Genomic DNA, 25,541 nt, shown 5'->3' with positions numbered 1-25,541 from the left:
CTTGCAGAACTTGGATGACTTACAAAAAGTTTTAATTATTGGGAGTGGTCCGACGGAAATTGGCCACGAGACCGAGCTGGATAGTGCCACCGTGCAGATTATTACTAATTTCAAGAAGCACGGGGTACGCACTCTAGTCATTGATAATAATCCGTTTTCCGTGGCATTAGAGGAGATTCAGCCGACTAACATGTACGTGCAAGCTGTGACGACAGCTAACGTGCGGCACATTATCGAACGCGATCAGCCGGACGCCATCTTGCCGACACTAGGTGGGTTATTAGGCGTGCGGATTGCGCAAGAATTAATTGAAAGCGGCGACATTGGGCGTTATGGCATTACCATTTTAGGGATGCCCGCTGCGACGGTACGGCAAATTAACAACCCGGCCGCGTTGAATAGTACGCTAAAGGAAATCCATGAACCCGTCATTGAGGCTCAGGTGGTGGCGACGGAAGACGAAGCACTAGGCTTAGTTGAATCCATCGGCTTCCCACTGATTGTGAAGCCGGTCGCCCCGCGACTGGATACGAACCGAACGGTGTGTGAAAACGTCGATGAAATGCTGGATGCGTTGGGCCAAGGCTTCTCGCAGTCGCGATTTGATCAGTGCACGTTGGAGCGCAGTGTGGTCGGTTATAAAGAAATTGAAATGATCGCGGTCCGTGATGTGGCCGACACGCGAATTTTAATTGCCGGCTTGGAAAATGTCGATCCCATTGGCATTCACTCCGGGGATTCGATTGTCGTGACGCCACCACAGACCCTAAACGATCGTGAGTATCAGGATCTACGGGATGCGACCTTTCGCGTTGCGACTGAGCTCGGCGTCGTGGGCGTGATCCACATTCACTTTGCGCTGAATCCGGATAATCAGCATTTCTACGTCACGAAGATTGCCCCGTACTTTACCAGAGGCGTGGCTTTGGCGGCTCGAACTACGGGTTATCCGTTAGCCTTCGTCGTGGGTGACTTACTGTTGGGCCAACGGTTGGTTGACATTAAACTGCCGAGTCGTTTTATCAAGCAGACCGCGATTATGGAACCCAGCATCGATCACGTCAGCGTCCGCATACCGATCTGGCCGTTTCAGGAGATTCCAGATGCCGATCAACACTTGGATACGGTGATGAAAGCGGTGGGATCAACAGTTGGCGTCGGGCGTTCGGTGGAAGAGGCGATGCTGAAGTCGGTACGAAGTTCCCAGTTCTCTCCGCGGGACGTCTTACCCAGCGTGAGGAATTTAACGGACGGTGAGATGATTAGCCAACTGATTCATCCGCTGGCTAATCGGATTCTGGTCCTGATTGAAGCGCTACGTAGAGGCTATGCGCCCGATGAACTGAGTGAACTGACTAAGATTGACAACTTTTACTTTGTTAAGTTGCAGCATCTCCTCAAGATTGAACAGCGAATCAAGGATAACCCCCTAGATGTGGAGACCTTCAAGATGGGGCGTTACTATGGATTTGGTGATGGGATGATCGCGCGAATCTGGCAGACGGATACGGCGACGGTACGACGGCTGTCAGAGGAAGCGGATATCCGACCGACCTACAAGATGATTGAACCCACGGCAGGCGAGTTTGATGAGCATGCCAGTGGCTATTACAGTACCTTTGAATATGAAAATGAGAGTAGCCCGTTGGGTGACCGGACAGCACTGGTCCTCGGGCGTGGTGGTAATCAACTGGGCCCCAATACGGCAGCGGAGTACTTTACTACCGAAATGCTTAAGCAATTGAAGCGCGCGGGCTACCACACGATCTTGATGAATACGAATCCTAATGCGATTGGCATCGCCCCAGAGTTCACGGACAAGCAATACGTTGATCCCATTCAGTTGGGGGATGTGCTGAACGTGATTAAGGTGGAACATCCGGACATCGTCATTGTTCCCGGGAACCGCCACTACCTGACGCGGGAACTCAGCAAGTTGGACTTGAACTTGCATGTGTTGCCGCCGGATCAGGAAATTGGACAACCACAACCCGATATGGCGACCATTGGGGTAAGTCTGTTCGTGCACGACAAGTATAAGATTGCGGTGGGCGTCATGGATATGATTGCGCCCGGGATGACCCAAAAGTTGGCGCAGGTCACGGCCTTTCGGATGCCAGCGGAGTTGCCACGCGCTGATCGGCAGCGGCTGGTTGAACTGGCTAAGCAGGCAGTCAGCGAGCATCAGCTGACGGGGATGGTGCAGATCCTCTTCGCCCCTAAGAGCCAATCCAGTAAGCAGCTTGAAGTTGTTGGCGTGCGACCGACGCGCTTAACGGAAATGGCTTTTCTAAGTAAGGTCACCGGGATTAATTGGGTGCGGATGCTGACACGTCAACACATCGGTACTTTGGATGACGACGAGTTGAGCAGCGTTAAGATTGACCTTAACAGTAAGCGCGTGGCTCTGATGAACGCGGTCTTCCCATTCCGGCAACTCCACGTCCTGAATCGTCCGGGGACAACGGATCAAGAAATGGGGGCCACGATCGCGTTTGGATCTAGTGAGGCGTTGACTCTGAGTAATTTGAGCGACACGGAGCAACTCGATAAGATTATTAATCGAACGATTTGAATGAACAATAAATGTAAATAACAAAAAGCGTTCCATCAAGGCTCAAATGATGGAACGCTTTTTGTTTATCATCAGTTGTTAGTTACAACTAAATTAATTATCGGCGAGTTTTTCAACTAAATCACTCTGAGGCGTGACATAAACGGTGTGTTGACCGGTGAAAATAACGAAGCCGGGTTTAGCACCGTTGGGTTTGTGTAGTCGTTTAACGGGCAGGTAATCTACGGGAACGTTACTGGACTCGCGCCCCTTGGAGAAGTACGCGGCGAGATTAGCAGCCTCCAAGATGGTGGCGTCACTAGGATGATCCGCGTGAATAATCACATGGGAACCCGGCATATCTTTAACGTGCAACCAAATGTCGGTCCGCTTAGCCGTGTGAAGGCTGAGTTGGTCATTTTGCAGATTGTTCTTGCCCACAGAGATCTTGGTGCCGTCACTGGCGGTAAAGCGATCAGGCTTGCTGACTTTTTGCCGCCGTTGCTTCTTGTTCTTTTTCTGATTTTTCTGGTGATCGTGATCGCGCAGGTAGCCACCTTGTTGAAGCTCCAGCCGGATATCGACCAAGTCTTTCGGCGCAGCCAATTCGATCTGTGCCATGATGTTGGCGAAATAGTCCACATCCGCTTGAGTGATCTTCAGCTGTTCCGTCACATAGCTAACCGCGTTCTTAGCTTTCTGATACCGCTTAAAGTATTTCTGCGCGTTTTGATTGGGCGACAGTTGATTGCTCAATTGAATTTTTAACGGCTTGTTGTCGTCGTAGAAGTTAGGCAACGCGACGCTAGTTTGGCCGCGTTCGACTTGGTTGAGGTAGGTGGTGAGGATTTCACCCTTGATGCGGTATTCATCTGCATTTTCCGTTTCGGCTAACGTCCGTTGTAGCTTTTTAAGCTTGTTGCGGTTCTTCTTGAGTTCGTTACGAACGACGCGAATCAGGATACTCCCTTGTTGCTGAACACGATCACGTTCGGCCTTGTCCTGGTAATACGTGTCTAACAGGTCGCTGAGCGTTTCGGCACGGTGTTGTTGACCATCCGTTGGATAGGGGAAGGCCGTAAAATTGGTCTTGCCCTTAGGCGAGATGCTCAGCGTGGGTTGTGGCTGGTCGAAGCCAGCAAAGAAGTCGCGGAAGTGTTGTTGGACATCACCCGGTTCGTGTAGTGCCGTTGCTAAAGCGGCCACCGTGTCCTTGCCTAGTCCCTGATATTGGTGCTGTAACGTCTGGGCTAGCACATCACGATTGGGGAAATCACGTAGCGTTTGCGTCAGGTCCACTCGGGGGCCGGTGAAGGGATCCGTCAGGTCTTGCTTAGGCGGATTGATATATTGTGCCCCAGGGAGTAAGAGCCGGTAGCGGTTCTGATCAGAGCCCACGTGTTTGATGGCGTCGAGGATCTTCATATCAGCGCTGTTGACTAAGATAACATTACTGTGCCGGGCCATAATTTCAATGATCAGCAGCAGTTCTTGCTGGTCACCTAACTCGTTGCGCGATGTAAAGTGCAGGTGGACCACCCGGTCGTTAGCAACCTGAGTGATCTCCTTTAAGATAGCTCCCTGAAGATACTTGCGCAGAATCATTGTAAAGTTAGTGGGAACTGGCGGGTTGACGTAGGGGATCTGCGTCACTTGAATCCGAGCGTAAGTCGGGTTAGCCGAAAGTAGAATCGGGTAATTATGACTATTGGCACGGATGGTCAGAACGACTTCGTTATCATAAGGTTGGTTAATCTTGCTGACTCGCCCAGTCGATAAGCTTTGGCTGAGTTCCCGAACCATTGCATGGGTAAAGGATCCGTCAAATGACATGTAATGATCACACCTTTCTGGAAAATTTTTATAGTAGAATTTGTTTTAAATGACCACTGATCGTGTTGAACCGATTCCAAGTTAGCTGACCGAACCAGCCCCGCGACCCAGTATTTTCACCGTTAAAAACGACACAACTTAAAGTATACCGGCCCAGCGACTGAAGTGCAAAGATGTTTCCTTGGATTTCCTGGAAATACTGAGAAAACTTGTCATCAAATTGACTTGTGATAGCCAAGCAATTCGTTGTACAATACAATTAAAAGGAGTGAGGGTAAATGAAATCCAGTTTAGCGGCGTTAATGGCCATCAATAAAGTGCAGCAAACGTTGTTGCAACGGATGACCAAGCAACATCAGCTTACCGTATCCGAGTGGCAGTTACTGGACCATATTGGGGGCGGTGAGAATACCCAAGAGATTCTTGCGCAAAAGACTAAATTAGATACATCAACGTTGAGTCGGCAACTCAAAGGCTTAGTGGCCAAAGAGATGGTGACCAAGAAGGCCATTGGTCGGGACAAGCGTCAGTTGGTCTATACAATCACGGCCAGTGGGACCGAAACGGCGGCGACTATTAATACCGCGTTTGAGGCTTTATCCGATGAGGTCTTTGAACACTGGTCAACCGATGAACGTAATTTACTACAAATATTATTGAACCGGCTCGATAAAAGCATGGATCGACAACGGACGGTCAAAGAATTATAAGTTGGTTGAGTGTAAGGAGTGAGTGATTATTCAGCAAAGTTTAGTTGTGATTTCTTTAGACGCAATGGGTAGTCGAGATTTGGATGAACATTTAGATGAGCTACCGAATCTAAGACGTTTGGTGGTCACTGGGACGCGTGTCAATAAGGTTCGGGGTATCTATCCCACCCTGACGTATCCGTCGCATACGACCATTATTACGGGGCAGTATCCGGCAGTCCATGGTGTGATCAACAATACCAAGATGCAGCCGCAACGGCAGTCCCCGGATTGGTACTGGTACCAACGAGCGGTGAAGGTACCCACGCTTTATGACTTAGTCCGGCAGCAGCATCGGAAGACCGCGGCTTTCTTATGGCCGGTTACGGCGGGCAGCAAGATTACATATAATTTAGCAGAGATTTTTCCTAATCGCATTTGGACGAATCAGGTGCTCGTCTCCCTGAAGGCTAGCAGTCCGGCCTTCTTGCTGCGGATGAATCAGAAATATGGGCACTTGCGTCGGGGCATTCAGCAGCCCGAATTGGATAACTTCATTACCGCATGTGCGGCGGATACCATCGTTCATAAGAAGCCAGCGCTGACCTTGATTCATCTCGTGGACATGGACAGTATGCGGCATCGTTATGGCGTACGGTCTGCGGAAGCGATGGCGGCGTTAAAACGCTTGGATGCCCGGGTTGGCAAATTAATCGATGCGACGATCGCTGCCGGGACGTTTGCGACGACCAATTTCGCCGTGTTGGGTGATCACTATCAGATTAACGTGGATCACATGATTCATTTGAACCGGGCCTTTGCGCAGCGGGGATGGTTGACGTCAACTGCTAAGGGCACGGTACGAGCTGATTGGCACGTTTGGGCGAAGTCCTGTGACGGGAGTAGCTATATCTATACGCGTAACTTTGCGGATAAGCAGAACTTGCAACGGTTGCTGGAACAGACGCCCGGGATTGAACGGGTCATCACGGGTCAGGCTGCGGCTAAACGGGGTGCTGATCCGCACTGCCAATTTATGGTGGAGGCACAGTCGGGGTATTACTTCACGGACGAAGCGCAGCGCCCAGCAACGGTGGAGCCAGTTGATCCAGCTAGTCTGGGACAACCCGATCGGTACCATGGCGTGCACGGCTATGACCCGGATAAGCCCGACTACTTCACCACCTTGGTGCTGAACGGTCCGGCCATTAAAGCGCATGAGACCATCGAAGAGGCGCGGCTAATTGATGAAGCGCCCACCTTTGCTAAATTGTTAAATGTTCAATTTCCAGAGACACTCCCGGGGCAAGTGCTGACGGCAGCGTTGAAGGAGGCCCAAGATGGCGTTCAATAAAGAGCAGTGGAGCTGGATCTTCTATGATTGGGCGAATTCTGGCTACGGGATCATTGTGACGACGGCCGTCTTGCCGATTTACTTTAAGGGTGTTGCCGAGAGTAGTGGTGTCGCGGCGGCCAATGCAACGGCCTATTGGGGCTATGCGAATAGCTTTGGGACGTTGCTGGTCGCGGTATTGGCACCATTTCTAGGGGCACTGGCTGATTACCAGGGCTATAAGAAACGTTTACTCACGGGATTCGCTAGTCTGGGGATGGTGATGACCATCGGGTTAGCACTATTACCCTCTAATCAGTGGCAGTGGTTACTGGTGATCTACGTGCTGTCGGTCTTGGGCTATTCGGGGGGGAACTTGTTTTATGACAGTTTTCTCACAGATGTTAGTGATAACCGGCAAATGGATCGCCTCTCTAGTGTCGGCTACGGCTTCGGCTATTTAGGCGGGGTCATTGCCTTCTTGCTGTTCATGGTGTTGGAATTTACGAATGGTTTTGGTCAATTGTCTAGTCTAGGCGTGGCACGTTGGGGTTTTGCATTAGCTGCCGTTTGGTGGCTCGCCTTTTACTTGCCATTTCAACGAAATGTCCAGCAACGTCATGCCCTCAATACCACCGCAGCACCATTACGGCAGAGTTGGCATCGTGTCTGGCAAACGATTCTACATTTACGTCAGCATAAGTACCTGGCCTGGTTCTTGGTTGCTTACTTCTGTTACATCGATGGTGTGGACACGATCTTCACGATGGCAACGTCGATTGGCTTGGATATTGGCGTGAAGAGTACCACTTTGATTCTGGTGCTGCTGGTCGTTCAGTTGGTGGCCTTTCCGTTCTCCATCTTGTATGGGTGGCTCGCCGGCAAGACCAGTACGCGTACGGGGATTTTAGTGGCAATTGTGGTGTATCTGGTGATTTGTCTAGATGCATTGAATCTGAAAACGACCACGGATTTCTGGATTCTGGCGGTGTTAGTCGGGACCAGTCAGGGCGGCATTCAAGCCCTGTCGCGGTCGTACTTTGCGCAGTTGGTTCCCAAGGATCGGTCTAGTGAGTTCTTCGGTTTCTACAATATCCTAGGTAAGTTTTCTGCCGTCCTCGGGCCAATATTAGTCGGGGTCGTCACACAGATGACGGGTCAGTCGAGAATTGGCGCGGCATCGTTGTCGATCTTGTTTGTGTTGGGATTGCTGATTTTTCTGACAATTCCGCGAACTATGGTAGACAAATCCTAGTCGGGTTAGGCAATTTATGGTATTCTAGTTTCTGAAACTTAATTTAGTCGCAAAAATTGATTAAAGAAGCGCCTTGAATGAGGCGAATGGCTCGGCCGTAAGATCAGGTCAGCCGACGGAATGGTCACGCCCGCTACTGGGGATGTGACCATTCAAAATGTTATTAGCAATGATGATCTATTCTAAACCAAAGATAATGTGGGGGTATAAACATGAAGATTGCTGTGGTCACCGATAGTACCAGCTATTTGTCCGCAGAAGAGGTCGAGCGGTATCACATTCACGTCGTACCAATTCCGGTGATCATTGATGGTCGCTCCTATGATGAAGATGTTGATATTACCACGAGCGAATTTTACGAACGGTTACGCAACTCCAAGTCATTTCCCAGCACCTCGCAACCGCCATTAGGCGAAATGATCAACTTATATGACCAGTTAGCTGATGAAGGGTACGACGCCGTGATTAGTATTCATCTGGCCAGCACGATTTCTGGCTTTGTGAACCAATTGAAGGCGTTAGCACCAACCATTGAAAATATTAAGGTCATTCCTTATGACTCACAAATCACGGTCAAACTGATGGGCTATCTGGCAATTGAAGCCTCACGAATGGCAGACAAGGGAGCCGATCCCGATGAGATCATCGCCCGTTTAGATGATTTGCGGTCAACGATCGGTGAATACTTCGTCGTCGATGACCTCCAAAATTTAGTGCGGGGTGGTCGACTATCCAATGCGTCTGGGTTTATCGGCAGTGTATTGCGGATTAAACCCTTGCTGACGTTTGATGATGAGACCCATGAGATTGTGGCCTTTGAGAAGGTCCGGTCGCGGAAGAAGGCCCTAGCGCGGGTGGAAGACTTATTTGTCGAAGCACAGGCTAAGGTCGACTATCCGTTACGTGCCTTGGTGTTAGATGCCAATGACCCCGATGCTGGTCAAGCGTGGGCAAATAAGATTGCCACCCAGTACCCAGAGATTCCGGTGGAGCGCTCTTACTTTGGCCCCGTGATTGGGACGCATTTGGGAGAAAAGGCGCTGGCTTTGGCGTGGCTTAAAGATTTTGACCGTGCGTAAAGCGTGCATCTTCTAAGTGGATATGGTAAGCTAGTTGCTGTAATTAAAATTTACGGAGTAGGAAATAAAGCGTCAAGTGCTGGTGGAACGCAATGTGAACGCCGGACGAAGGGCAATTGGCCCGCGATTTTATTTCCGCATTGGCCGCAGCGATGTGGCAACTCCCTTAGGAGATGTCTGAATTGAAGATGACGGTAGAAACTCGGCTGCCAAGGCTGAGTACGTTGAGTTTGGTCACGATGGGCTTATTGATGGCCTTACAATTGGTGATCAAGAGTTTTTCGGTGGGACCAGCATTCTTGAAGTTTAGCTTCACGTTTCTGGTGGCGGCGTTGATTGCCCGGTTATTTGGCCCCTGGTGGGGGATGATGACCGCTGCACTGGTTGATGTTATTGGAACTCTGATGTCGGGTGGGCCGTTTTTCATCGGTTTTACGGTATCTGCAATTCTTGGATCGTTAATTTATGCCTTATTCTTATATCGGCAACCCGCTAGCTGGACCCGGATTATTGTGGCGCAAGTAGTTATCTCAGTCGTGATCAACGCACTGTTAAACACACTGTGGGTGGCGATCATGTATAAGACACCGTTCTGGGGCTTGTTCCCCATCAGGTTGCTTAAACAGGGGATTATGACCCCGATTCAGGTGGTTTTACTCTACTGGCTTTTCAAGAGTCACGTGGTTGCGCTGATTCAGCAACGTTTAAAACTTTAATAGTCAAACGAACACCATCTCGGCGTTGTCGGGGTGGTGTTTTTAATTGGATTGTAGCGTATTGGTGCGATTAAATAAATTACTTTAACTTATGAGTCAACAAACACACCACCACGCCCATGACAACGACAAACTTGCAGCTTAAACACAAACCCAGTCACTAGGCAGAGTTCGTTAACTACCTGAACCCTTAACTTTTTCTATCGAATCGGAGATTGGACTTGTGTCGTTTCCAAATATCAGTTATAACAAAGATTGACGAGGGTTCATTCCAGGGAGGATTTTTATGAAGCAACTACTACAACTCTATGATAAATACAAAAGCGTCATTGCTTATCTATTCTTTGGGGGCCTAACAACGTTAGTCAACCTGGTGGTCTTTTTCGTGACTTCCAGTCTATGGCACTGGAATTACCAAATTGGCACCGCGGTCGCCTGGTTTGTCTCCGTGCTCTTTGCTTACTTGACGAATCGGGTTTGGGTTTTCCATTCGCACTTCACCACCTTTGGCGCGCTGGGACGTGAGATTGTCACGTTCTTTTCGGTACGAGCAGCAACCTTGATCATGGATGAGGGGATCATGTGGATTGGGGTTTCGCTACTATCGCAAAACGAGATGTTGACGAAGCTAGTTGATCAAGTGGTGGTTGTATTAGCAAACTACTTCTTCAGTAAATGGTTTGTCTTTCGTAAAACAAAAGCGACCTCGTCAGTAAATAATTAAAAAAATGAAGTCACGCTGTCCGAATGGATGGCGTGACTTTTTTATCGAAGATGAATTTAATTAGTGAAAACTGGCGACAAAAACGCAAGACTCGTAAGGACCTGCGCTAACTGACTGTTAGGCCACAACCCGTGTCCGCTGTTGGCGAATACGGAAGTAAATGGCAACTACCATACCGCCGATTAGAATACCTAGGGCGTTGGCTAAAACATCGTTAATATCACTACTGCGATTGATCAGCCAGTGCTGTGAGAGAATGTACTGCATGGTTTCAATGCTGCTGCCAACGAAGAGACCGAATGTGCCGACGCCCCAGAGGGACATTCGGGGAACGACCCATTTCAGGAGCAGGCCTAAAGGTAGCGTCAAGAGAATGTTCTCCGCAAAACCAAGGTTGACGAGATCCAAGTGTGTGAGGTTCACGCGGCCAAAACCAACGGGCATGATGTAAATTCCGGTGCCAGAGAAGGAAATGGGGGTAAAGAGAATGGCGGCCAAGCCAGTTAAGTAGGCTAGGGTCAGTAGCGCGAACCAGCGATGTTTATGAGTCGTGGTTACAATTAAGAGACCGCTGAGACTGGCCATCAGTATAATAATCAATAAGGGTTCCCAACGCATCGAATCACCTCCATAAGATGCGGTTGTTTAAACGGTCATTTATCATGTTCCTAGATTAACGCAGAAGGGACCGCTTGTGGGAAAAGTCGTGGGGGTTTTAAGGTTTCTTTGGGGCTTTAGTAAATTCATAAGGTCTTAAACGCTTGTCAGCAAGTCGTTCTTAAGTGGTATTAAATGGTAATTGGGGCAGGCTTTCAGCGGTTAAATATGCTAGTCTAAGAGATAGGAAAAAGGAGGTAGAGATATGACTCATTCAGATTATCAAGCGGAATTACGTGACAATCAGGCAAACTGGAACGACCGGGCCAAGGTTCATCTGGTCTCTGACTTCTACGATGTTGAGCATCTCATTGCTGATCCCACCCAGATCACCGATACGGTTCAGCATGATTACGCCGTTTTAAAGCCGTGGCTGCCACAAAAAACGGTGGCTAAGCTAGACTTGTTGCATTTGCAATGTCACATTGGCACCGATACGCTGTCCTGGCAACGGTTAGGCGCTACTCACGTCACCGGATTGGATTTTTCACCGCAGTCACTTGAATATGCCCGTCAAATTGCGGACCGAGCGAATGCGCCACTCACCTATGTTGAGGGCGATGCGCGGTTTGCCAGTCAAAAAATCCAATCGCAGTTCGATGTTATTGTCACCAGTATGGGCACTATCACTTGGTTACCTGAATTGACGTCGTGGGCTCAGTCCATCGCACAACTGTTAAGGGCAGGCGGGACTTTCCTGATTCGTGACGATCATCCATTCTTGAATGCACTGGACTTTGAATCGCTGGTTGTGCATACAGATTATTTCAACGATGGGGTGTTAACCTATGACGAGGATGGGTCATACACGGATCATTCGGCGCACAAAATTCAGCATACGACCAATCACAACTGGAACCACGACTTTCAAGAGCTGACGTCTGCATTGTGTGATGCGGGGTTGACCATTGAATTCTTGGGGGAGTACGACCGGACAGAGTGGCCGGCGCTGCCTGACCTTATTCGACGTGATGACTGGTATGTGCTTCCGGAGTCTGCACCGCGGATTCCGTTGACATTTGCCTTAGTGGTGAAGAAACCAGCCTGATCCTTTAAACAAAAAATTTATAAGGCGGGGTAAGTGGCAAATGGCGCTCGATTTGGTAAGGTTAAAGTAGCTTAAAAATTAACGCTTTTTTCTGGGGGAATTTGATGCAACGATGGCTGACTTGGCCCGTATTTTATGAGCTGACAGAGATTTACACGGCACCCTTAAACGTCATGTGGTTTGTGTTGGGAGTGGCGATTTCACAGTATCATTTGGGTGTTGTGAACTGGGGAAACGTTGGTCTGTGTTTAATCACGGTTTTTATTTTTGATTTAGCGGTCAACGTCTCCGATAACTATTTTGACTATCAACACGCTCGCGATCGAGAGGGTTATGCGCAAAAGACCAATCCGATTGGTCGACTGAAGTTGCCGGTAAGCGGGGTCGGTCAGTTAGCGACCGGATTGTACATGATTGCGTTATTGCCGGGCGTCTGGTTGGTCTTACGAACGGGCTGGTTGGTCTTCTTACTCGGCGTTTGTGGGTACCTCATTGGAATTTTCTACACGGCAGGGCCTCGACCCATTAATGCGACGCCACTGTGTGAGACAGTTGTGGCGTTGTCGATTGCCTTTCTGATTCAGTTAACTTGTGTTGTTGTATCCACCTATGGTGTGCAGCCACTAACTTGGTCAACGGTGGGTGTAACCTTCCTGCTGTGTTTACCGCTAACGTTGATTTTCTTCACTCTGCAGCTGGCAAATAATACGGCCGACCGTGAGGAAGATATCTTAAACCATCGCTACACACTGGCCTATTATTTGGGCAAGATGGGAGCGGTGAGGTTGATTCAGGTTTTCCTAGTTATCGGCAGTTTGTGGCCCTTAGTGAACTTAATGCTGGGAATTGCGCCTGGTAGCACGGGGTGGGTCGCGCTACTATTACCCGTCATGTGGTTGGGCATGCGGCCCTTCTTTAAAGTTCAAGATAAACAGAAAACCTTTATGGCCACGGTGAAAAGTGCCTCGTTATTTTTCTTGTTATATCCGTTGTTATTTGTAGCCGGTACTTGGCTCTGAAGGGAACAAAGTTAATGAGTCGTAAATGGGATACGAGCTTTCCGAGTATCCATCTTGATAGTTGCTGTATTTGACGATGAACTAGTCGTCTCAAGAGAAACGCTATGCTTGCAGATATTCTGCTTTCTAGTAAGATAAGGATATGACAAAACAATTATCTAAAAATGAACAGGCTATTCTCATCTTTAAGGCACTCGCTGACCCGGTACGACTCGAGATTTTGCACTACTTGAAGCAGTGTGACCACGATGTTTCCTGTGGTGAGGTGGGGCAAGCTATCGGGATTAGCAAGACGTCTGGATCTTATCACTTTAAGTTACTGCAAACGGCAGGATTGATTACGGCCCGCAAAGAATCACGAGAAAAATATGTTGCGCTAGACCAGTCGACATTTGAACAAGTCGTGGGTCATTTCTGGGACAATCTTTGATGGCCTAGACCATTTCTTGGAAGACTATTGAGGTCTTCCTTTTTTAGTGATTGCCATCTTGTCAGCTTTTGGGCAAGATGGTATGGTTAAATAGTTCAAAATATTTTGAACTATTATGACCAATCAGGGAGACGAAAAATGATGACCAAGACAACCAGCACCAAATGGCTTTTAGGACTGACTTCTTTGGGATTTTTCATGTCGATGATGGATGCCATGATCGTAACGACGGCATCAACGGCGATTCAAACCGATTTTCACATTTCTGTAGGTACGTTGCAATGGGTATTAAATGCCTACAACATTACGATTGTGGCAGTTTTACTGGTTGGTGTGTCACTAGGAGAGCGTTGGGGGCGCCGCCGTGTTTATAATTGGGGGATTTTTATCTTCACTTTCGGGTCAATCTTGTGTGCATTAGCGGGGAATATTGGCTTTTTGATTCTAGCACGCGTGGTTGCGGGAATCGGAGCATCCGTGATGACTCCCATGTCCATGGCAATTCTGTCGAGTGCCTTACCCGTTAGCGAGCGTGGGCACGTCCTAGGAATCTGGAGTGGGATTGGCGGTTTGGCCTTGATTGTGGGACCATCACTGGGGGGAATTATTGTCGCGCAGTTGGCGTGGCAGTGGATTTTCTGGATTAATGTTCCCGTGGGAATTACAGCCATCGCTTTATCGCGTCGATATTTACCGGAAAGCCATGGTCGTGAAATATCAGTGAATTATCTAGATGGCTTAATGATTACCTTGACGCTTGCTGGGTTTATCTGGGTTCTATCAGCACGTAGCGGTCAGCTACCAATTGTGGGTTCCATTGCTACTATTAGCTTAGCGAGCGGTATTTGGTTTCTTAAACGTCAGTCGGTAGAAGCTGCCCCAATGGTGCCCCTCAGTCTTTTTAAATCAGTCCGATTTAACAGTGGAAATATCGCCACGGCTTGTCTCTATGGGTCAATGTATGGTGTCGTATTTTTTCTCCCACAATTTTTTCAGATAGGCCAGCACGCATCAGCACTCACAGCAGGGCTAGAATTATTACCATGGACGGGAACATTGGTTGTAGTGGCGCCGTTTGCTGGTCAAGCCGTTGATCGGTTTGGCGAAGGCCAGATTGCGACGCTGGGTTTGTTTCTGCAGGGGTCAGGGTATGGGTTGATTGCAGGACTGGTCTACCAACAGAAACCTTATGTTTGGTTAGTTTTACCGCTGGCATTGGCCGGTATGGGACTTTCCATGGCGGGACCAGCATTACAAAAGGCAGTTTTAGGGGCTGTTCCGCGATCAACAATTGGTCAGGCTTCCGGAATCTACAACGTCTCTCGCTTATTTGGTGGTGCCTTGGGAACGACAGTGGCCGTCATTATCTTCAATTGGGTTGGTGGTAATCTCATACTTAGCAAGTTTGTCTGTGGATTTCAAGTGACTATGTTGGGAACTACGTTGTTTTCCTGGTTAGGAATTTTATGGTCAGTGCGACTGTCACGACACTAGAGCAACGTGACTAGTCAGATGAAATTTACGAATTTTGGAGAATCTGTTACAGTTAAAACCATACCTAAAGGAGGAAGTCCATTGACCATTAGCGATCATCAGCAGTGGCTCGTCAACTTTTATTTTCAAAATAGACTTGCCTTCGAGTAGCTCAAAGCTTGTATACTTTAGGAAATGGAAGGTAGGGGGAATTTGAGAGATGCGACGTAAATATTGGCTATTGTTGGTCTGTTTGGTATTAGTTATTGGTGGATTGGCAGGGTGTGGGGCGCACCTCAACTCACAAAAATACGTCCAGGAGACGACGCCTACGCTCTTCTTCCACGGTGGTGGCAGTAGTTATCATGCGGAAGAGCACATGGCTAAGGCGGCTAAACAAGCCGGCGTCACGCGGACCATTATTCGCGCGATGGTCGACCGAAAAGGACACGTTCGCTTGGTGGGTAAAATTAAGCCCGGTGCAATCAATCCCATCGTTGAAGTGAATTACGCGGATAATAAGCAAATGAATTATCGCACGCATGGTATTTGGGCAATCAACGTGGTCCGTGCGCTGCAGAAGCAATATCACTTCAAGAGCATCAATCTGGTGGGACACTCGTTGGGCAATATATCCCTGATTTATTACTCATTGGAGGCGAAGAATCAGCATAACCTCCCCCAACTACGTAAACAGGTAGATATCGCGGGTCACTTTGCCGGATTGAATTTCAAGAACATGCCAGCGGCGGTGAAACAGCCGGCAGGATTACGATTAGATGCGGCTGGCAAGCCGAACAAAATGAATGCGACTTACCGGGAGATGACGCAACTTCGGCAAGTGTTACCCGATCACCAGGTTAAGGTGTTGAACTTGTACGGCAACATTGGTGGGCATACGGACGGTACGGTCCCCAACGTTTCAAGTCTTTCGTTGAAATACTTGGTTCAACCACGAGCAAAGTCCTATCAAGAACGCGTATTTACGGGGAAGTTGGCTCGACACAGTAAGTTACATGAGAATCCGGCAGTTGACCGAGCGCTGATTCATTTTCTGTGGGGCAAGTAAGCGCTAATAGCGAAAAATAATTTGGTGACACAATGGCCTTTAAATATTTAGTCTTTTCCAAAGATTTCGGGTAGAATTAAAGGGGATAATGAACTACTGAAGATGACGAAGAAAGCTGGGAAGGTAATGTTAAAGGACGAACAGATTGTCTGGGCCATTCATCAAATGGAGGAAGATATTGGACCAGTTGGGCCTTCACTGGACTCCAGAACCCCGTTTCAATACTTGGTGTCGGTCATTTTAAGCGCGCAAGCCACGGATGTGTCTGTCAATAAAGTGACCCCGATCTTATTCGAGAAGTATCCAGATCCCAAGGACCTCATGACTGCGGACGTTACAGATGTTGAAAAGATTATCAAGAGTGTGGGTCTCTTCCACAACAAGGCCAGAAATATCATTAAGACGGCGAGAATTGTGCATGAAGAGCTGAATGATGTGGTTCCCACGGATCGTAAGGGGATTATGGCGTTACCAGGGGCTGGGCGTAAAACGGCTAACGTGGTGTTGAGCGATGTTTTTGCGCAGAATACCTTTGCGGTGGACACGCACGTCTCGGCCATTGCTAAACGCCTGCACTTCGTTCCACAAACGGCGACACCGTTACAAGTGGAAAATAAAATTGTCGGCGCCTTGCAGCCAGAGGAGTTACATCGTGCCCATCACACGATGATTGAATATGGTCGCAAGTATTCGATGAAGCTGACCCCGGATAAGGAAGTCTGCCAATTGATTATTGACTGTGATCAGCTGAATGAGGAGAATGAGGCGGCGTTGTAGTAGGTTGTTGACGACACTTATGATTTTGGTCGCCAAGAACTGGCATCATGGCTGGCACCAAGAGCGATTAAATAAGCACACAGAATTAGTGAGCAACCAATTCCGTGTGCTTTTTAGATGGTTAGCCGGTTACCAGTGGCTAGCAACCTCTTAGCTACACCTTTTAACCACTTAACCGAAATTCTGAGACGGCGCCCATTTCCAGTAGTATGCTCCTCGTATGGGAGATGGGGACCATGCTATTAGAAGCTAAGCACTTGATCAAGCGTTTTGGGCATCACGTTGCTGTTAATGACTTAAGCCTACAGATTGAGAAGGGGAGTTTCACCGCTTTACTGGGGCCTAATGGTGCTGGCAAATCAACCACGATGAGCATGCTAACAGGGTTAAGCATCCCCACTGCTGGTCAGATTATTTGGCAGAACAAACCCAGAATCGGGGTCGTCTTTCAATCCAGTGTCTTGGATGATCGGTTAACGGTTGAAGAGAATTTGCGGAATCGGGCTAAACAGTATCGACATGTAGATCTCACTCAGGTTGGGGTGGCCAGTCACCAGTTAGGGTTAACCGAGTTTTTGCAACGGAATTATGGAACCTTATCTGGCGGGCAAAAACGGCGTGTCGATATTGCCCGTGCTCTGTTGAATACGCCGGATATTCTATTTCTGGATGAACCGACAACGGGATTAGATGTGCAGACCCGTTCAGCTATCTGGAATTTGCTGCATCAGCTACAATCAAATTGTCAACTTACGATTGTGTTGACGACGCACTACTTGGATGAAGCCGACACCGCGGACTGTGTTTATATCGTTGATCACGGGCAATTGTTGGCAAGGGGAACGGCTGCCGAAATCAAAGAAAAGTTTGCGATGAATAAGTTAACGATTCTGTCGATGTGTTCGGAGCAATTACTCGCAAATACGCCAGAGCTCCCGATTAGTGTTAGTAATAATTGGGTCACGTTTCAAGTTCCGACGACCTCAGCGGCACTTGATATCTTATTCGCAAATCGCCAGTTGGTTGAAAAATTCGAATTTCATTCAGGGACGATGAATGATGCGTTCCTAGCGTTAACTGGAAGGGAGATGCGGTGACCATGGGGGCTATGATTGACCGAGATTTACGGCTGTATTTCAGAAATTACAGCGGCGTCTTCTTCTCGTTACTGGGAGCGCTCATCTCGTTCGTACTTTACTTGTTATTTCTTAAACGAAGCATGCAATCAGAATGGGCACGTGTACCTCAGACAACCAAATTGTTAGATACCTGGCTAATTGGGGGAACGTTAGCCATTACTGGTATAACGACTACTTTGGGGGGCCTTTCACAGTCAGTCATTGATCGAGAAAAACATATTGATCAGGATCTGCAACTGACCGACGCTGGACCCTGGCGACTTCAAGTGAGCTATTTGCTTAGTGCGGGGTGTATCGGTATTTTAATGCAACTCGCAATGCTGGGAATCATGTGGGGCTATTTCTACGTGACGGATCAATTGGTAATCACGGGTACACAACTCGCCCATGTCTTAGGGCTAATTGTTGTGAGTTCCTTATTGGCAACGGTAGTCAATGCGATCGTTGTTCAATCAGTTCAGTCGCTGGCAACCCTAACCAAGCTTGCAAGTGTGATTGGAACGGCCGCCGGATTCCTGGTTGGCACTTACATTCCCATTGGCGTTATTCCCAATGCGGCACAAACGTTGGTTAAGTTAACACCAGGAAGCTATGTGGCGGCGCTCTACCGGCAATTCTTGATGACCGATCGTTTGAAGACGGCGTTTAAGGGAAATGAAGACGTCCAGAACCATTTTGAAAAGTTGATGGGCATCCGCCTGGAATGGTCAACCTTGTTGAGCCAGTCCACAACTTACCATATAATAGGATTAATCTTGAGTGGTGCCCTCATTATCGCTTTTATTCCCTTGGGACTGAAGCGTTGGCACCAACGGCGACTGATGCACAGTCGGTAAAATTATGTGGAGGTGGTTGGTGTGCATCAACGATTTGAGCGGCAGGTAGGGATTGACGCAGCGGACCCATTGGTGATCATTCAGGCGGCTGATCGGCAAGGAGAGGTGCCGGCATTACAACGGTATTTAGATGATTTTCAGCAGCAACGGCCCGAAATTATCCCGGTCAAAACGGCAGACCGGCTCGTGATGATTCGTACGGCGGACATTGTTTTAGCGGATGTCCAGGAGACTGTGTTATTGATTTATACGGCAGCTGGTATGACCAAAACACGGGAAACCTTACGTCACCTCTTACAGCGGTTAGCCAACGACGATTTCATTCAAGTTTCCAAGCACGGTGTCCTCAATCTCAACCATTTACTATCCTTAGAAGATAGCTTTTCGGGGAATATGACGGCGTGCCTGACGAACCAATTAAAAACTTCAGTGAGTCGAAAGTACGTCAAGAGTTTGATGAAACGGCTCGGAATTTAGGAGATGAGCAGTATGAGAAAAGCTTTACGCTACGCCGCACGGGGGACTGGCTTGGGAGCGGTGGCTTATCTAATCATGATGGCTATCCAGCCCAGTTATGCGTTGGCCAGTGTGCGCGCAATTGTCAGCTTGTTGGTGCTGAGTGCGACGATTGGCGTGATTAGTTTAATTTTTGACAGTGAACGACTGACTTTTCCGGTCGCACTGATTATCCACCTGTGTGTCACTTTATTGCTCGTCTTCGTCCGACAGATCTATCTCGGCAGTGTACCATCATCACCGCTGATATTTTTAGTGACTTTTGGGTTGATTTACGTTGGTATTTGGGTAGCCGTCATGACGACTCGGCATCTGCAGGTGACGGAGATCAATCGGGCTTTAGCAAAACGAAATCAACGAGACTTGTAAGTTGGGGGAATTGTGATGGGAAATTTAAATTTAGTGAACTGGGTCTTGGGGGCATGGCTATTGATTGTCGTGGTTAAGCGGCAATTGGAACCACGCGTGATTCGGTTCAAAGTAAACTTCTTTACTTTGATTATTTTATTGGGCGTTGCCTCCATTGGTGACGCCTTTCAGAAGCAACATTTGCAAATTACACCGACACAGGCGGCCATTTTCGGCAGTCTTAGCTTAGCCGGTGCCTTGGTGTTTGGCTGGTTACGGGCACAATCATACCATCTCTGGGTCAATGATCAGGGGTTGGTCATGCGGCAAGGTAATTGGTTAACTCTGGTGTGGTGGCTGATTGGAATCGCGGTTCACTTGGGTGTTGATCATTTGTGGACCGGCAGCTCAGTCACACTTCTGTTGTACTTGGGGGTTACCTTATTAGCGCAACGCGGCGGTGTCTGGTGTCTGGCCCAACGACAGTATCCGGTCGCCATGCAAGCTAATCAAGTTCGCCAAGCGGCAAGTCATCATGAGCGCCACCAACGTTAAATTGTAGTCCCAAAAGGCAGCTGAACCGGAGAAAAATTCTCGGTTCAGCTGCCTTTTCGAGTGAGTTATTTCAACCGTTTGTAAAGCCAGAAGAGACTTCCTAGAATGAGGCCAACCAGCAGGGCACGCAGCCCCCAGCCGATCAGCCAAAGCGTCATCAATTGTGGTAGTAAGTGATCCCAATCTGTGGTTAGTGTTAGAAACATGGTTAGACCTCCTGATGATAAGTGAGTAAAATTCGGCCAGCTGCGTGTTGCTCCAGTAGGTGATGCTGCACGGTTTTGACCGCGGTGAAGGGTAATTGTTCCTGAATGATCGCCCTAATGGTTCCCTCTGCGAGCTGGTTCAGTAACCAACGGTAGTCTTTCGGCAAGATGGCCCCGCTGGCAAAGGTAAATGCTGGTTGTGATGCGTAAGAGGTTAGAGCCAGCGAAAGAATTGGCACGGTGCCGAGTAATGTGGTTAGCTGATCGAGTAATTGTGGTGAGCCGGCCAGGTCGATCAGTTGATCCACAGCGCCGGTTACGGTCAATTGCTCGGCTAATGGTCGGTCGTAGTCTATAACCTGCTCAGCTCCCAGTTCACGCAATAGGTCATGGCGGGTCGAGTGTCCCACCGCAATCACGTGAATATCAAAAAGACGGAGTAGTTGGATCAGATAAGTTCCAACGCTGCCACTAGCTCCCGTGATCAAGGCGGTGTCACCGGCATGGAGGTGGCTTTTCTTAAGGGCAAAGTAGGCGGCATCCCCACCACCGATGAGGGTCGTAGCGGCTGCTAAGGAGACGTTTGCTGGGACCGGCCAGAGTAAGGGCGGTAGCATTGAAAGTAGTTGTTCTTGATGACTCCCGGTTGGTTGAACGCCAATCACGGGGCGATCCAGCAGTTGTGTGTGGCGGAGTTGACCGACTTCCCGGACGATACCGCCGAATCCGTAGCCCACGACAATGGGAAGGTTAACCGGTCGTAGTTGTTTTAACTGGCCCGTTTCCGTGAGCACATCGTAGGGCATCACCGGGGTGTAGCGCGTCTCAACGCGAACTGCGAGTGGATTGAGCGCAGCTAGTGGCCGTTGTTGGAGCTTCAATGCCTCAATTCCTTGATAACTGTCTTGAATGATAGCCTGCACTATGCCGTCACCTCCTGGTCTGATTCCGCCAAGGTGACCAATGCCTGTAGTTTTTGAGCGAAGGCTTGCTTGGCAATAGGAACCAATAGGCTGGTCGGCACCGGTAAAGCGTTGGCTGAGGCATTGAGCGTTTCCGTGACCGTGGTCAAGTTATCGGTAGTGGCCAGCTTGAAATCAAGCTGGTAAGCCAAGCGACCGCCACGACTGTGATAACGGATGTGACCGGTGGTTGCCGAGACGGTGATCTGTTCGGAAGCGTTCAGTGCGGGCACCTGCCGTTTGAGGGTGAAACCAGTTGGTATGGCGGTGACGGTGGTAATTTCATTGTCCCATAACAGTAAATTCTCTGGGTGGGCGAGAATGGTTTGAATCCGAGTAGCATCAGCAAGTGTGACAACAGTATTGGTGAATAAAATTTCTGACATAAAAAGGCCCTCCTTCATGTGGATGGCCTAACTTTAACTGAATCTGAACTTGAGGGAAAATCAGAATACTGATAGTTGAAATTTCTTGGGGGGATTCGCTCTTAGTGTTTTCCTCGTTAGTTCACTTAAAGGTTGAACCGCTGGTGAGAAAAGTTCTTGAGCTGGGCGTGCACCCCCATGTTAAGGTAAGGGCGATCAAATAGATGTTAGTTAATGGAGGTTGAGCCGAATGCCAATTTTCTTTCAAATGAATGCGCTATTGCGGTTCTTAGTAGAAGTGGTGACTTTAGTCTTCATCATTTTGATAGGTCTTACGAAATATAAGTTGCCGCTTAATCTGTTGATAGGTGTGTTGGTTCCTATTGCGATCTATGTGGTTTGGTCGATCTGTATGGCGCCGCTATCCCCGAGGCGTGTCGGCCTCTTTTGGAGGATAGTGATTGAGATGGTCATTTTTGGCGGGTGCACATACTTACTGATTTCCAAAATGGCGCTTCATGTGGGTGTTGGATATGCTGTCATAGTTGGGTTGAATGCCATCGTGGCGCACGTTGGAGATGAACTGTACGGCAGTGTACGCTGAAATTTATGACGCTTTGAAAAAATATTATGTAAAAAGACCGCCTGCAATGGACGGCCTTACTTTATTGGTGTTAGGTACTTATAGAAAGACGGGCAGCCTTAATTAAACCTTTCCGGAACCTTTTCATGGAAGAGGCTGCTTAAAAATTGTTGTTTTTGCCGAGCGGCTTGAGCGTCGTTTCTTCGGCCGGCTTGATCGGCAATCTCTGCGAGTAGGCGATAGCTATTGGCGAGCATGTAGTGGGAGTCGTGGTCGGTGATGTAGGCAATCCCGGTCAGGAGTCGCTGGGTTGCCAGCTGGCTATCGTGGAGAAAGTGTGCCGTCAAAGCGGCCAAGTAGAAAATGATATTGCAATTTTCCTCATAAACGACTTGATCGATATCAGCTAGCGCTTGGTCAACGAGTTGGCTTGCGACATGGTTGTGATGCTGTTGGGCTTTTACGGTCGCGAGTGAAGCCAGTGCCAAACGCGTTAAGGTTGTGGGTGTTTTACCTGTGCTCATCGTGGTGGCAAATCTAAGATTCTGCTCAGCTTCATCTAATTGCGCGGTCAGATGTAATTGAGAAACGCCCAGGTAGTAATAGTATGCCTGAGTCTGCTGATCGGTGATCACGGCGGCTAACGTGCTAGGTAAAAGTAAAAAATCGTTAAGCGCTTGATAACGATGCTGATTGCAGAGTCTCTGCATGTGGGCGTTAAGTGTATCATCCCCACTAATGGCAAAGTCGTTAGCTAGACTAATTTCGTCAAGGGAAATAGCCAGTCGTCGGCAAAGTGCTAGTAGGAGCTTGGCGTTGGGGGTGTAGTGGTCGTTTTCAATGGCGGATAACATGGACTGTGCGCAGATGCCGACAGCCACGTCTTTTTGTGAGCGGCCTTGTTGTTGGCGAACTTGTTTGAGTGTGGTGCCAAGAGACATGTTTGGTAGGCCTCCTTAGGTGGTTACTTGGTATGGGTAGGATAACCTGAATTGAAAAGGAATGCACGGAATTTTTTTGAGGTGAGTTGCAATCGTGCTAGTATAATTCACGAAAGTTGGATGAAGTATGCTATTTTTTAGCAAGTGTTTATCCAGTTAGGTTCTATCAGAGACTGTGGGATCACCAATACCACCTAATTGTTCAATCAGAGCCATCAATTGTTCTTGGTGGTTAGTCTGCAATGTCGTACACATCTGAGTGGTTATCTGTAACAACTGGCTGTAGAACTGCTGTTGCTTAGCAAATTGAGTAGTCTTTTCCTGCACAATTGTCAGCACATCGTCGCGACAACTCACCGTGACTGGCCGGGTTCGTAAGGTCAGAATCTGTGCAATTTCAGTTAGGGAAACGTCGGCTACCTTTAGGTTTTGAATGATCTGGTAGGTAACTAAATCGTCCTCCGAATAATCACGATAATTATTTGATCGTCGATCGGGTGTCAGAATGCCAATAGTATCATAAAAACGCAGGGTATCACGGGTTGCATGGGTACGCTGACAAAATTCAGTGGTGTTCATCACGTAGACCTCCTCAATAATGTACTGAGTATAGCATGTGACGGGTGCTAGGCAACTTATGGAACGTCTCGTTAGTTAAGCCGTAAAATGACTAATTTTTGAGAAATTCCTTGAGGTGGGGCTTTACCCCTATGTTAAGCTCGTGACAATCAAAGTAATGGCATTACTTGGGAGGAAAGCACTTATGAGAATGAGACGGTTCGGTAACATTTATCAGCTAACCTTTTTGCCCCATCTTTTTCCAATCAACTGCTATTTAGTTGATGAAGGGGTGGAATTGACACTAGTGGATACGGGTATGAAATTTTGTGCAAAGAGAATTTTAAAAGCAATTAAGCGATTAAAGAAGCCGTTGACACGTGTTCTTCTGACGCATGCGCATGTCGATCATGTTGGGTCATTAGATACCATTAAGGCGGCATTTCCAGCGGTTGATGTTTATATTTCTAAGCGTGATGCCAGGTTGCTCACAGGTGATCTCAGTTTGGAGGTTGGGGAAGCACAAACTGAAATTAAAGGTGGTACGATGCAAATTGAAACTCGGCCAGATCACGTATTGGCATCAGGAGACCACGTGGGGTCATTGACGGCTTACTTGGTACCGGGACATACGCCGGGTTCCATGGCTTTTTATCAGGCGAGTTCGCAATCTCTATTGGCAGGCGACGCATTTGTCGTTCAAGGTGGGCTGGCAGTAGCTGGTGATAAACGGTGGCGATTCCCCTTTTCCGCAGCGGCGACGTGGAGCCTACCGACTGCCGTTAAAAGTGCTGAACGTCTGAATCAGTTGCCAGTTCAGTATTTAATGGTCGGCCACGGTAAAGTTATTTTACAGGCAAATCAGCAGATGGCAATTGCGATTGAGCGAGCAAAGAGAAGACAGGAGAGAATCTAAAAAAGTGGGAATATTTCCTACTTGCTTTATGCGTATTCAGTGTGTATAATAAAATCACGAATTAAATTAAGAGGTGTTCTGGATGCCAATGAAGCCACGACAAATGGTTAAGCTGTTGAAAAAGTATGGTTTCATTGAGAAATCCCAGAATGGGTCATCACATTTGAAGCTCTACAATCCTCAAACAAACATTACTGTTATGATACCGATTCATGCTAAGGAATTAGGCAAGGGATTAGAGCAGGCAATTTTGAAAGAAGCAAATATAAAGGAAGTATAGATCCGTATTTACTGCTGTTACCTATTTTCTGAGTAACCAACGGATTATTGAAAGGGAGTTGATGCGATGAAAAAGGATATGGTTATTTACCCTGCTATTTTTAGTCAGGATGGGGACTATACGCTAGTTCACATTCCCGATCTACAAGGCGGATTTACACAGGGAAACGATCCCTTGGACGCTGTGACGATGGCTGAAGATCTGATTGGCAACTTGTTGGAGGATCAATCAGAGTATCCGCAGCCTTCCAATCCAGAGGACATCAAGTTAGAAGCTGGAGAGTCTCTGGTTTATATCTCCGTCGACTTAGCAGCATTTCGTATAAAATATTCAAAAACGGTACGTAAAAATGTGACGATTCCAGAGTATTTAAATGAAATAGCTAAGGAACAAAAAATTAACGTTTCTCAGGTGCTGACAGAAGCGCTAAGAACAAAGCTGGGAGTTTAATCTCGGGGTGAGGCCATTTTTCGGAATTACACGCACAATTTGAAATTACAATTAGTAGTCCATAAAATAAGGTTCTTCGACGATTCAGTCAAGCGTTGGGGAACCTTATTTTAGTTTGACTAGGGTCCGTCTGAAAACTACTTAAGTAAGATGCAAATTGAGGCAATGTAAACCGTAGCCAGATAAACATGAGCGAGCTTATCATAACGCGTTGCAATCCTACGAAAGTT

Annotated in this window: 29 protein-coding genes, 1 pseudogene and 1 riboswitch; of the genes and pseudogenes, 22 read left to right on the top strand and 8 right to left on the bottom strand. The window is 48.0% G+C overall.

Annotation, left to right across the window (positions count from 1 at the left end; all coding sequences use genetic code 11):
* Position 1: 1 nt before the first annotated feature.
* The gene (locus HF569_RS08285; protein WP_168902065.1) at positions 2–2,575 is read left to right on the top strand and encodes a carbamoyl phosphate synthase preATP-grasp domain-containing protein; all 2,574 of its coding nucleotides are present in this window, start codon (positions 2–4) and stop codon (positions 2,573–2,575) included.
* Between the two features lie 93 nt (positions 2,576–2,668).
* Here the strand turns inward: HF569_RS08285 and HF569_RS08280 are convergent, their stop codons facing one another.
* Positions 2,669–4,387, bottom strand: coding sequence for an NFACT RNA binding domain-containing protein (locus HF569_RS08280; protein WP_168902064.1), 1,719 nt, complete (start codon positions 4,385–4,387; stop codon positions 2,669–2,671).
* Between the two features lie 278 nt (positions 4,388–4,665).
* Between HF569_RS08280 and HF569_RS08275 the strand changes: the two genes are divergently transcribed.
* The 6 genes from HF569_RS08275 to HF569_RS08250 all read left to right on the top strand — a co-directional run bounded on the left by HF569_RS08275 (position 4,666) and on the right by HF569_RS08250 (position 10,183).
* The gene (locus HF569_RS08275; RefSeq protein ID WP_168902063.1) at positions 4,666–5,097 is read left to right on the top strand and encodes a MarR family winged helix-turn-helix transcriptional regulator; all 432 of its coding nucleotides are present in this window, start codon (positions 4,666–4,668) and stop codon (positions 5,095–5,097) included.
* Positions 5,098–5,119: 22 nt separating this feature from the next.
* Entirely contained in the window at positions 5,120–6,430 is a 1,311-nt protein-coding gene (locus tag HF569_RS08270; RefSeq protein ID WP_168902062.1) for an alkaline phosphatase family protein, read from the top strand.
* Entirely contained in the window at positions 6,417–7,664 is a 1,248-nt protein-coding gene (locus HF569_RS08265; protein ID WP_168902061.1) for an MFS transporter, read from the top strand. The genes HF569_RS08270 and HF569_RS08265 overlap by 14 nt, the downstream gene beginning before the upstream one ends.
* Positions 7,665–7,876: 212 nt before the next feature.
* Complete coding sequence (locus HF569_RS08260) at positions 7,877–8,743, top strand: DegV family protein (protein WP_168848630.1); 867 nt, start codon at positions 7,877–7,879, stop codon at positions 8,741–8,743.
* A 51-nt stretch (positions 8,744–8,794) separates the two neighbouring features.
* Positions 8,795–8,892, top strand: a riboswitch (THF riboswitch).
* A gap of 39 nt (positions 8,893–8,931) precedes the next feature.
* On the top strand, positions 8,932–9,459 hold the full coding sequence (locus HF569_RS08255; RefSeq protein ID WP_232842598.1) for a folate family ECF transporter S component: 528 nt from the start codon (positions 8,932–8,934) through the stop codon (positions 9,457–9,459).
* Between the two features lie 286 nt (positions 9,460–9,745).
* Positions 9,746–10,183: a GtrA family protein gene (locus HF569_RS08250; RefSeq protein ID WP_168848628.1), complete on the top strand. Its 438-nt coding sequence runs from the start codon at positions 9,746–9,748 to the stop codon at positions 10,181–10,183.
* Positions 10,184–10,300: 117 nt separating this feature from the next.
* On the opposite strand, the gene HF569_RS08245 is transcribed toward HF569_RS08250, so the two are convergent.
* The gene (locus HF569_RS08245) at positions 10,301–10,801 is read right to left on the bottom strand and encodes a VanZ family protein (RefSeq protein ID WP_168902060.1); all 501 of its coding nucleotides are present in this window, start codon (positions 10,799–10,801) and stop codon (positions 10,301–10,303) included.
* 244 nt (positions 10,802–11,045) lie between these two features.
* Here HF569_RS08245 and HF569_RS08240 point away from each other — a divergent pair, with 244 nt between their 5' ends.
* The 11 genes from HF569_RS08240 to HF569_RS08190 all read left to right on the top strand — a co-directional run bounded on the left by HF569_RS08240 (position 11,046) and on the right by HF569_RS08190 (position 20,050).
* Positions 11,046–11,888: a class I SAM-dependent methyltransferase gene (locus HF569_RS08240; RefSeq protein WP_168902059.1), complete on the top strand. Its 843-nt coding sequence runs from the start codon at positions 11,046–11,048 to the stop codon at positions 11,886–11,888.
* Positions 11,889–11,989: 101 nt separating this feature from the next.
* Positions 11,990–12,907: a prenyltransferase gene (locus HF569_RS08235; RefSeq protein ID WP_211089684.1), complete on the top strand. Its 918-nt coding sequence runs from the start codon at positions 11,990–11,992 to the stop codon at positions 12,905–12,907.
* Between the two features lie 142 nt (positions 12,908–13,049).
* Positions 13,050–13,337: an ArsR/SmtB family transcription factor gene (locus HF569_RS08230; RefSeq protein ID WP_168902057.1), complete on the top strand. Its 288-nt coding sequence runs from the start codon at positions 13,050–13,052 to the stop codon at positions 13,335–13,337.
* A 138-nt stretch (positions 13,338–13,475) separates the two neighbouring features.
* A complete protein-coding gene (locus HF569_RS08225) occupies positions 13,476–14,831 on the top strand; it encodes an MFS transporter (RefSeq protein ID WP_408610797.1) in 1,356 nt (451 codons plus the stop codon).
* 199 nt (positions 14,832–15,030) lie between these two features.
* Positions 15,031–15,879: an alpha/beta hydrolase gene (locus HF569_RS08220; RefSeq protein WP_168902056.1), complete on the top strand. Its 849-nt coding sequence runs from the start codon at positions 15,031–15,033 to the stop codon at positions 15,877–15,879.
* Positions 15,880–16,005: 126 nt separating this feature from the next.
* Positions 16,006–16,656, top strand: coding sequence for an endonuclease III domain-containing protein (locus HF569_RS08215; RefSeq protein ID WP_168902097.1), 651 nt, complete (start codon positions 16,006–16,008; stop codon positions 16,654–16,656).
* Positions 16,657–16,892: 236 nt separating this feature from the next.
* Positions 16,893–17,753, top strand: a complete 861-nt coding sequence (locus tag HF569_RS08210; protein WP_168902055.1) for an ABC transporter ATP-binding protein — start codon at positions 16,893–16,895, stop codon at positions 17,751–17,753.
* 2 nt (positions 17,754–17,755) lie between these two features.
* Positions 17,756–18,631 (top strand): YhgE/Pip domain-containing protein, encoded by an 876-nt coding sequence (locus HF569_RS08205; protein ID WP_168902054.1) that lies wholly within the window; start codon positions 17,756–17,758, stop codon positions 18,629–18,631.
* A 21-nt stretch (positions 18,632–18,652) separates the two neighbouring features.
* Positions 18,653–19,108 (top strand): LytTR family DNA-binding domain-containing protein, encoded by a 456-nt coding sequence (locus tag HF569_RS08200; protein ID WP_168902053.1) that lies wholly within the window; start codon positions 18,653–18,655, stop codon positions 19,106–19,108.
* A gap of 12 nt (positions 19,109–19,120) precedes the next feature.
* Positions 19,121–19,516 carry a DUF3021 domain-containing protein gene (locus HF569_RS08195; RefSeq protein ID WP_168902052.1) on the top strand — a complete coding sequence of 132 codons (396 nt, stop codon included), beginning with the start codon at positions 19,121–19,123 and terminating at the stop codon, positions 19,514–19,516.
* Positions 19,517–19,531: 15 nt separating this feature from the next.
* A complete protein-coding gene (locus HF569_RS08190; protein WP_168902051.1) occupies positions 19,532–20,050 on the top strand; it encodes a hypothetical protein in 519 nt (172 codons plus the stop codon).
* A gap of 65 nt (positions 20,051–20,115) precedes the next feature.
* On the opposite strand, the gene HF569_RS08185 is transcribed toward HF569_RS08190, so the two are convergent.
* The 3 genes from HF569_RS08185 to HF569_RS08175 are packed head-to-tail and all read right to left on the bottom strand — an operon-like array spanning position 20,116 to position 21,604.
* Positions 20,116–20,256 (bottom strand): hypothetical protein, encoded by a 141-nt coding sequence (locus HF569_RS08185; protein WP_168902050.1) that lies wholly within the window; start codon positions 20,254–20,256, stop codon positions 20,116–20,118.
* 2 nt (positions 20,257–20,258) lie between these two features.
* Positions 20,259–21,179, bottom strand: a complete 921-nt coding sequence (locus tag HF569_RS08180; protein WP_332870969.1) for a quinone oxidoreductase family protein — start codon at positions 21,177–21,179, stop codon at positions 20,259–20,261.
* Positions 21,179–21,604, bottom strand: coding sequence for an SRPBCC family protein (locus HF569_RS08175; protein ID WP_168902049.1), 426 nt, complete (start codon positions 21,602–21,604; stop codon positions 21,179–21,181). The genes HF569_RS08180 and HF569_RS08175 overlap by 1 nt, the downstream gene beginning before the upstream one ends.
* Before the next feature lie 229 nt (positions 21,605–21,833).
* On the opposite strand from HF569_RS08175, the gene HF569_RS08170 reads away from it, so the two are divergent.
* Complete coding sequence (locus HF569_RS08170) at positions 21,834–22,187, top strand: YrdB family protein (protein WP_168902048.1); 354 nt, start codon at positions 21,834–21,836, stop codon at positions 22,185–22,187.
* A gap of 98 nt (positions 22,188–22,285) precedes the next feature.
* On the opposite strand, the gene HF569_RS08165 is transcribed toward HF569_RS08170, so the two are convergent.
* Positions 22,286–23,107 (bottom strand): helix-turn-helix domain-containing protein, encoded by an 822-nt coding sequence (locus HF569_RS08165; RefSeq protein WP_168902047.1) that lies wholly within the window; start codon positions 23,105–23,107, stop codon positions 22,286–22,288.
* Between the two features lie 156 nt (positions 23,108–23,263).
* On the bottom strand, positions 23,264–23,686 hold the full coding sequence (locus HF569_RS08160; protein WP_168902046.1) for a MerR family transcriptional regulator: 423 nt from the start codon (positions 23,684–23,686) through the stop codon (positions 23,264–23,266).
* Positions 23,687–23,870: 184 nt separating this feature from the next.
* Here HF569_RS08160 and HF569_RS08155 point away from each other — a divergent pair, with 184 nt between their 5' ends.
* The 3 genes from HF569_RS08155 (at position 23,871) to HF569_RS08145 (ending at position 25,311) form a co-directional block, all read left to right on the top strand.
* Positions 23,871–24,581, top strand: a complete 711-nt coding sequence (locus HF569_RS08155; protein WP_168902045.1) for an MBL fold metallo-hydrolase — start codon at positions 23,871–23,873, stop codon at positions 24,579–24,581.
* A gap of 82 nt (positions 24,582–24,663) precedes the next feature.
* Positions 24,664–24,861, top strand: coding sequence for a type II toxin-antitoxin system HicA family toxin (locus HF569_RS08150; protein WP_168902044.1), 198 nt, complete (start codon positions 24,664–24,666; stop codon positions 24,859–24,861).
* A gap of 66 nt (positions 24,862–24,927) precedes the next feature.
* Positions 24,928–25,311: a type II toxin-antitoxin system HicB family antitoxin gene (locus tag HF569_RS08145; protein ID WP_168902043.1), complete on the top strand. Its 384-nt coding sequence runs from the start codon at positions 24,928–24,930 to the stop codon at positions 25,309–25,311.
* A 137-nt stretch (positions 25,312–25,448) separates the two neighbouring features.
* Here the strand turns inward: HF569_RS08145 and HF569_RS08140 are convergent.
* A pseudogene (locus tag HF569_RS08140) lies at positions 25,449–25,541 on the bottom strand (IS5-like element ISLpl3 family transposase); the annotation flags it as partial.

The organism is Levilactobacillus tujiorum (genome assembly GCF_012641185.1).
Taxonomy (GTDB): Bacteria; Bacillota; Bacilli; order Lactobacillales; family Lactobacillaceae; genus Levilactobacillus; species Levilactobacillus tujiorum.
This window is presented reverse-complemented; position numbering and strand designations above follow the sequence as displayed.

Coding starts and splice junctions, on each gene's coding strand:
- HF569_RS08220 (WP_168902056.1), top strand. CDS start 15,031: ATGCGACGTAAATATTGGCTATTGTTGGTCTGTTTGGTATTAGTTATT.
- HF569_RS08205 (WP_168902054.1), top strand. CDS start 17,756: ATGGGGGCTATGATTGACCGAGATTTACGGCTGTATTTCAGAAATTAC.
- HF569_RS08210 (WP_168902055.1), top strand. CDS start 16,893: ATGCTATTAGAAGCTAAGCACTTGATCAAGCGTTTTGGGCATCACGTT.
- HF569_RS08230 (WP_168902057.1), top strand. CDS start 13,050: ATGACAAAACAATTATCTAAAAATGAACAGGCTATTCTCATCTTTAAG.
- HF569_RS08280 (WP_168902064.1), bottom strand. CDS start 4,387: ATGTCATTTGACGGATCCTTTACCCATGCAATGGTTCGGGAACTCAGC.
- HF569_RS08265 (WP_168902061.1), top strand. CDS start 6,417: ATGGCGTTCAATAAAGAGCAGTGGAGCTGGATCTTCTATGATTGGGCG.
- HF569_RS08275 (WP_168902063.1), top strand. CDS start 4,666: ATGAAATCCAGTTTAGCGGCGTTAATGGCCATCAATAAAGTGCAGCAA.
- HF569_RS08145 (WP_168902043.1), top strand. CDS start 24,928: ATGAAAAAGGATATGGTTATTTACCCTGCTATTTTTAGTCAGGATGGG.
- HF569_RS08240 (WP_168902059.1), top strand. CDS start 11,046: ATGACTCATTCAGATTATCAAGCGGAATTACGTGACAATCAGGCAAAC.
- HF569_RS08195 (WP_168902052.1), top strand. CDS start 19,121: ATGAGAAAAGCTTTACGCTACGCCGCACGGGGGACTGGCTTGGGAGCG.
- HF569_RS08215 (WP_168902097.1), top strand. CDS start 16,006: ATGTTAAAGGACGAACAGATTGTCTGGGCCATTCATCAAATGGAGGAA.
- HF569_RS08160 (WP_168902046.1), bottom strand. CDS start 23,686: ATGAACACCACTGAATTTTGTCAGCGTACCCATGCAACCCGTGATACC.
- HF569_RS08250 (WP_168848628.1), top strand. CDS start 9,746: ATGAAGCAACTACTACAACTCTATGATAAATACAAAAGCGTCATTGCT.
- HF569_RS08170 (WP_168902048.1), top strand. CDS start 21,834: ATGCCAATTTTCTTTCAAATGAATGCGCTATTGCGGTTCTTAGTAGAA.
- HF569_RS08245 (WP_168902060.1), bottom strand. CDS start 10,801: ATGCGTTGGGAACCCTTATTGATTATTATACTGATGGCCAGTCTCAGC.
- HF569_RS08185 (WP_168902050.1), bottom strand. CDS start 20,256: ATGTTTCTAACACTAACCACAGATTGGGATCACTTACTACCACAATTG.
- HF569_RS08155 (WP_168902045.1), top strand. CDS start 23,871: ATGAGAATGAGACGGTTCGGTAACATTTATCAGCTAACCTTTTTGCCC.
- HF569_RS08175 (WP_168902049.1), bottom strand. CDS start 21,604: ATGTCAGAAATTTTATTCACCAATACTGTTGTCACACTTGCTGATGCT.
- HF569_RS08260 (WP_168848630.1), top strand. CDS start 7,877: ATGAAGATTGCTGTGGTCACCGATAGTACCAGCTATTTGTCCGCAGAA.
- HF569_RS08190 (WP_168902051.1), top strand. CDS start 19,532: ATGGGAAATTTAAATTTAGTGAACTGGGTCTTGGGGGCATGGCTATTG.
- HF569_RS08225 (WP_408610797.1), top strand. CDS start 13,476: ATGATGACCAAGACAACCAGCACCAAATGGCTTTTAGGACTGACTTCT.
- HF569_RS08165 (WP_168902047.1), bottom strand. CDS start 23,107: ATGTCTCTTGGCACCACACTCAAACAAGTTCGCCAACAACAAGGCCGC.
- HF569_RS08255 (WP_232842598.1), top strand. CDS start 8,932: ATGACGGTAGAAACTCGGCTGCCAAGGCTGAGTACGTTGAGTTTGGTC.
- HF569_RS08150 (WP_168902044.1), top strand. CDS start 24,664: ATGCCAATGAAGCCACGACAAATGGTTAAGCTGTTGAAAAAGTATGGT.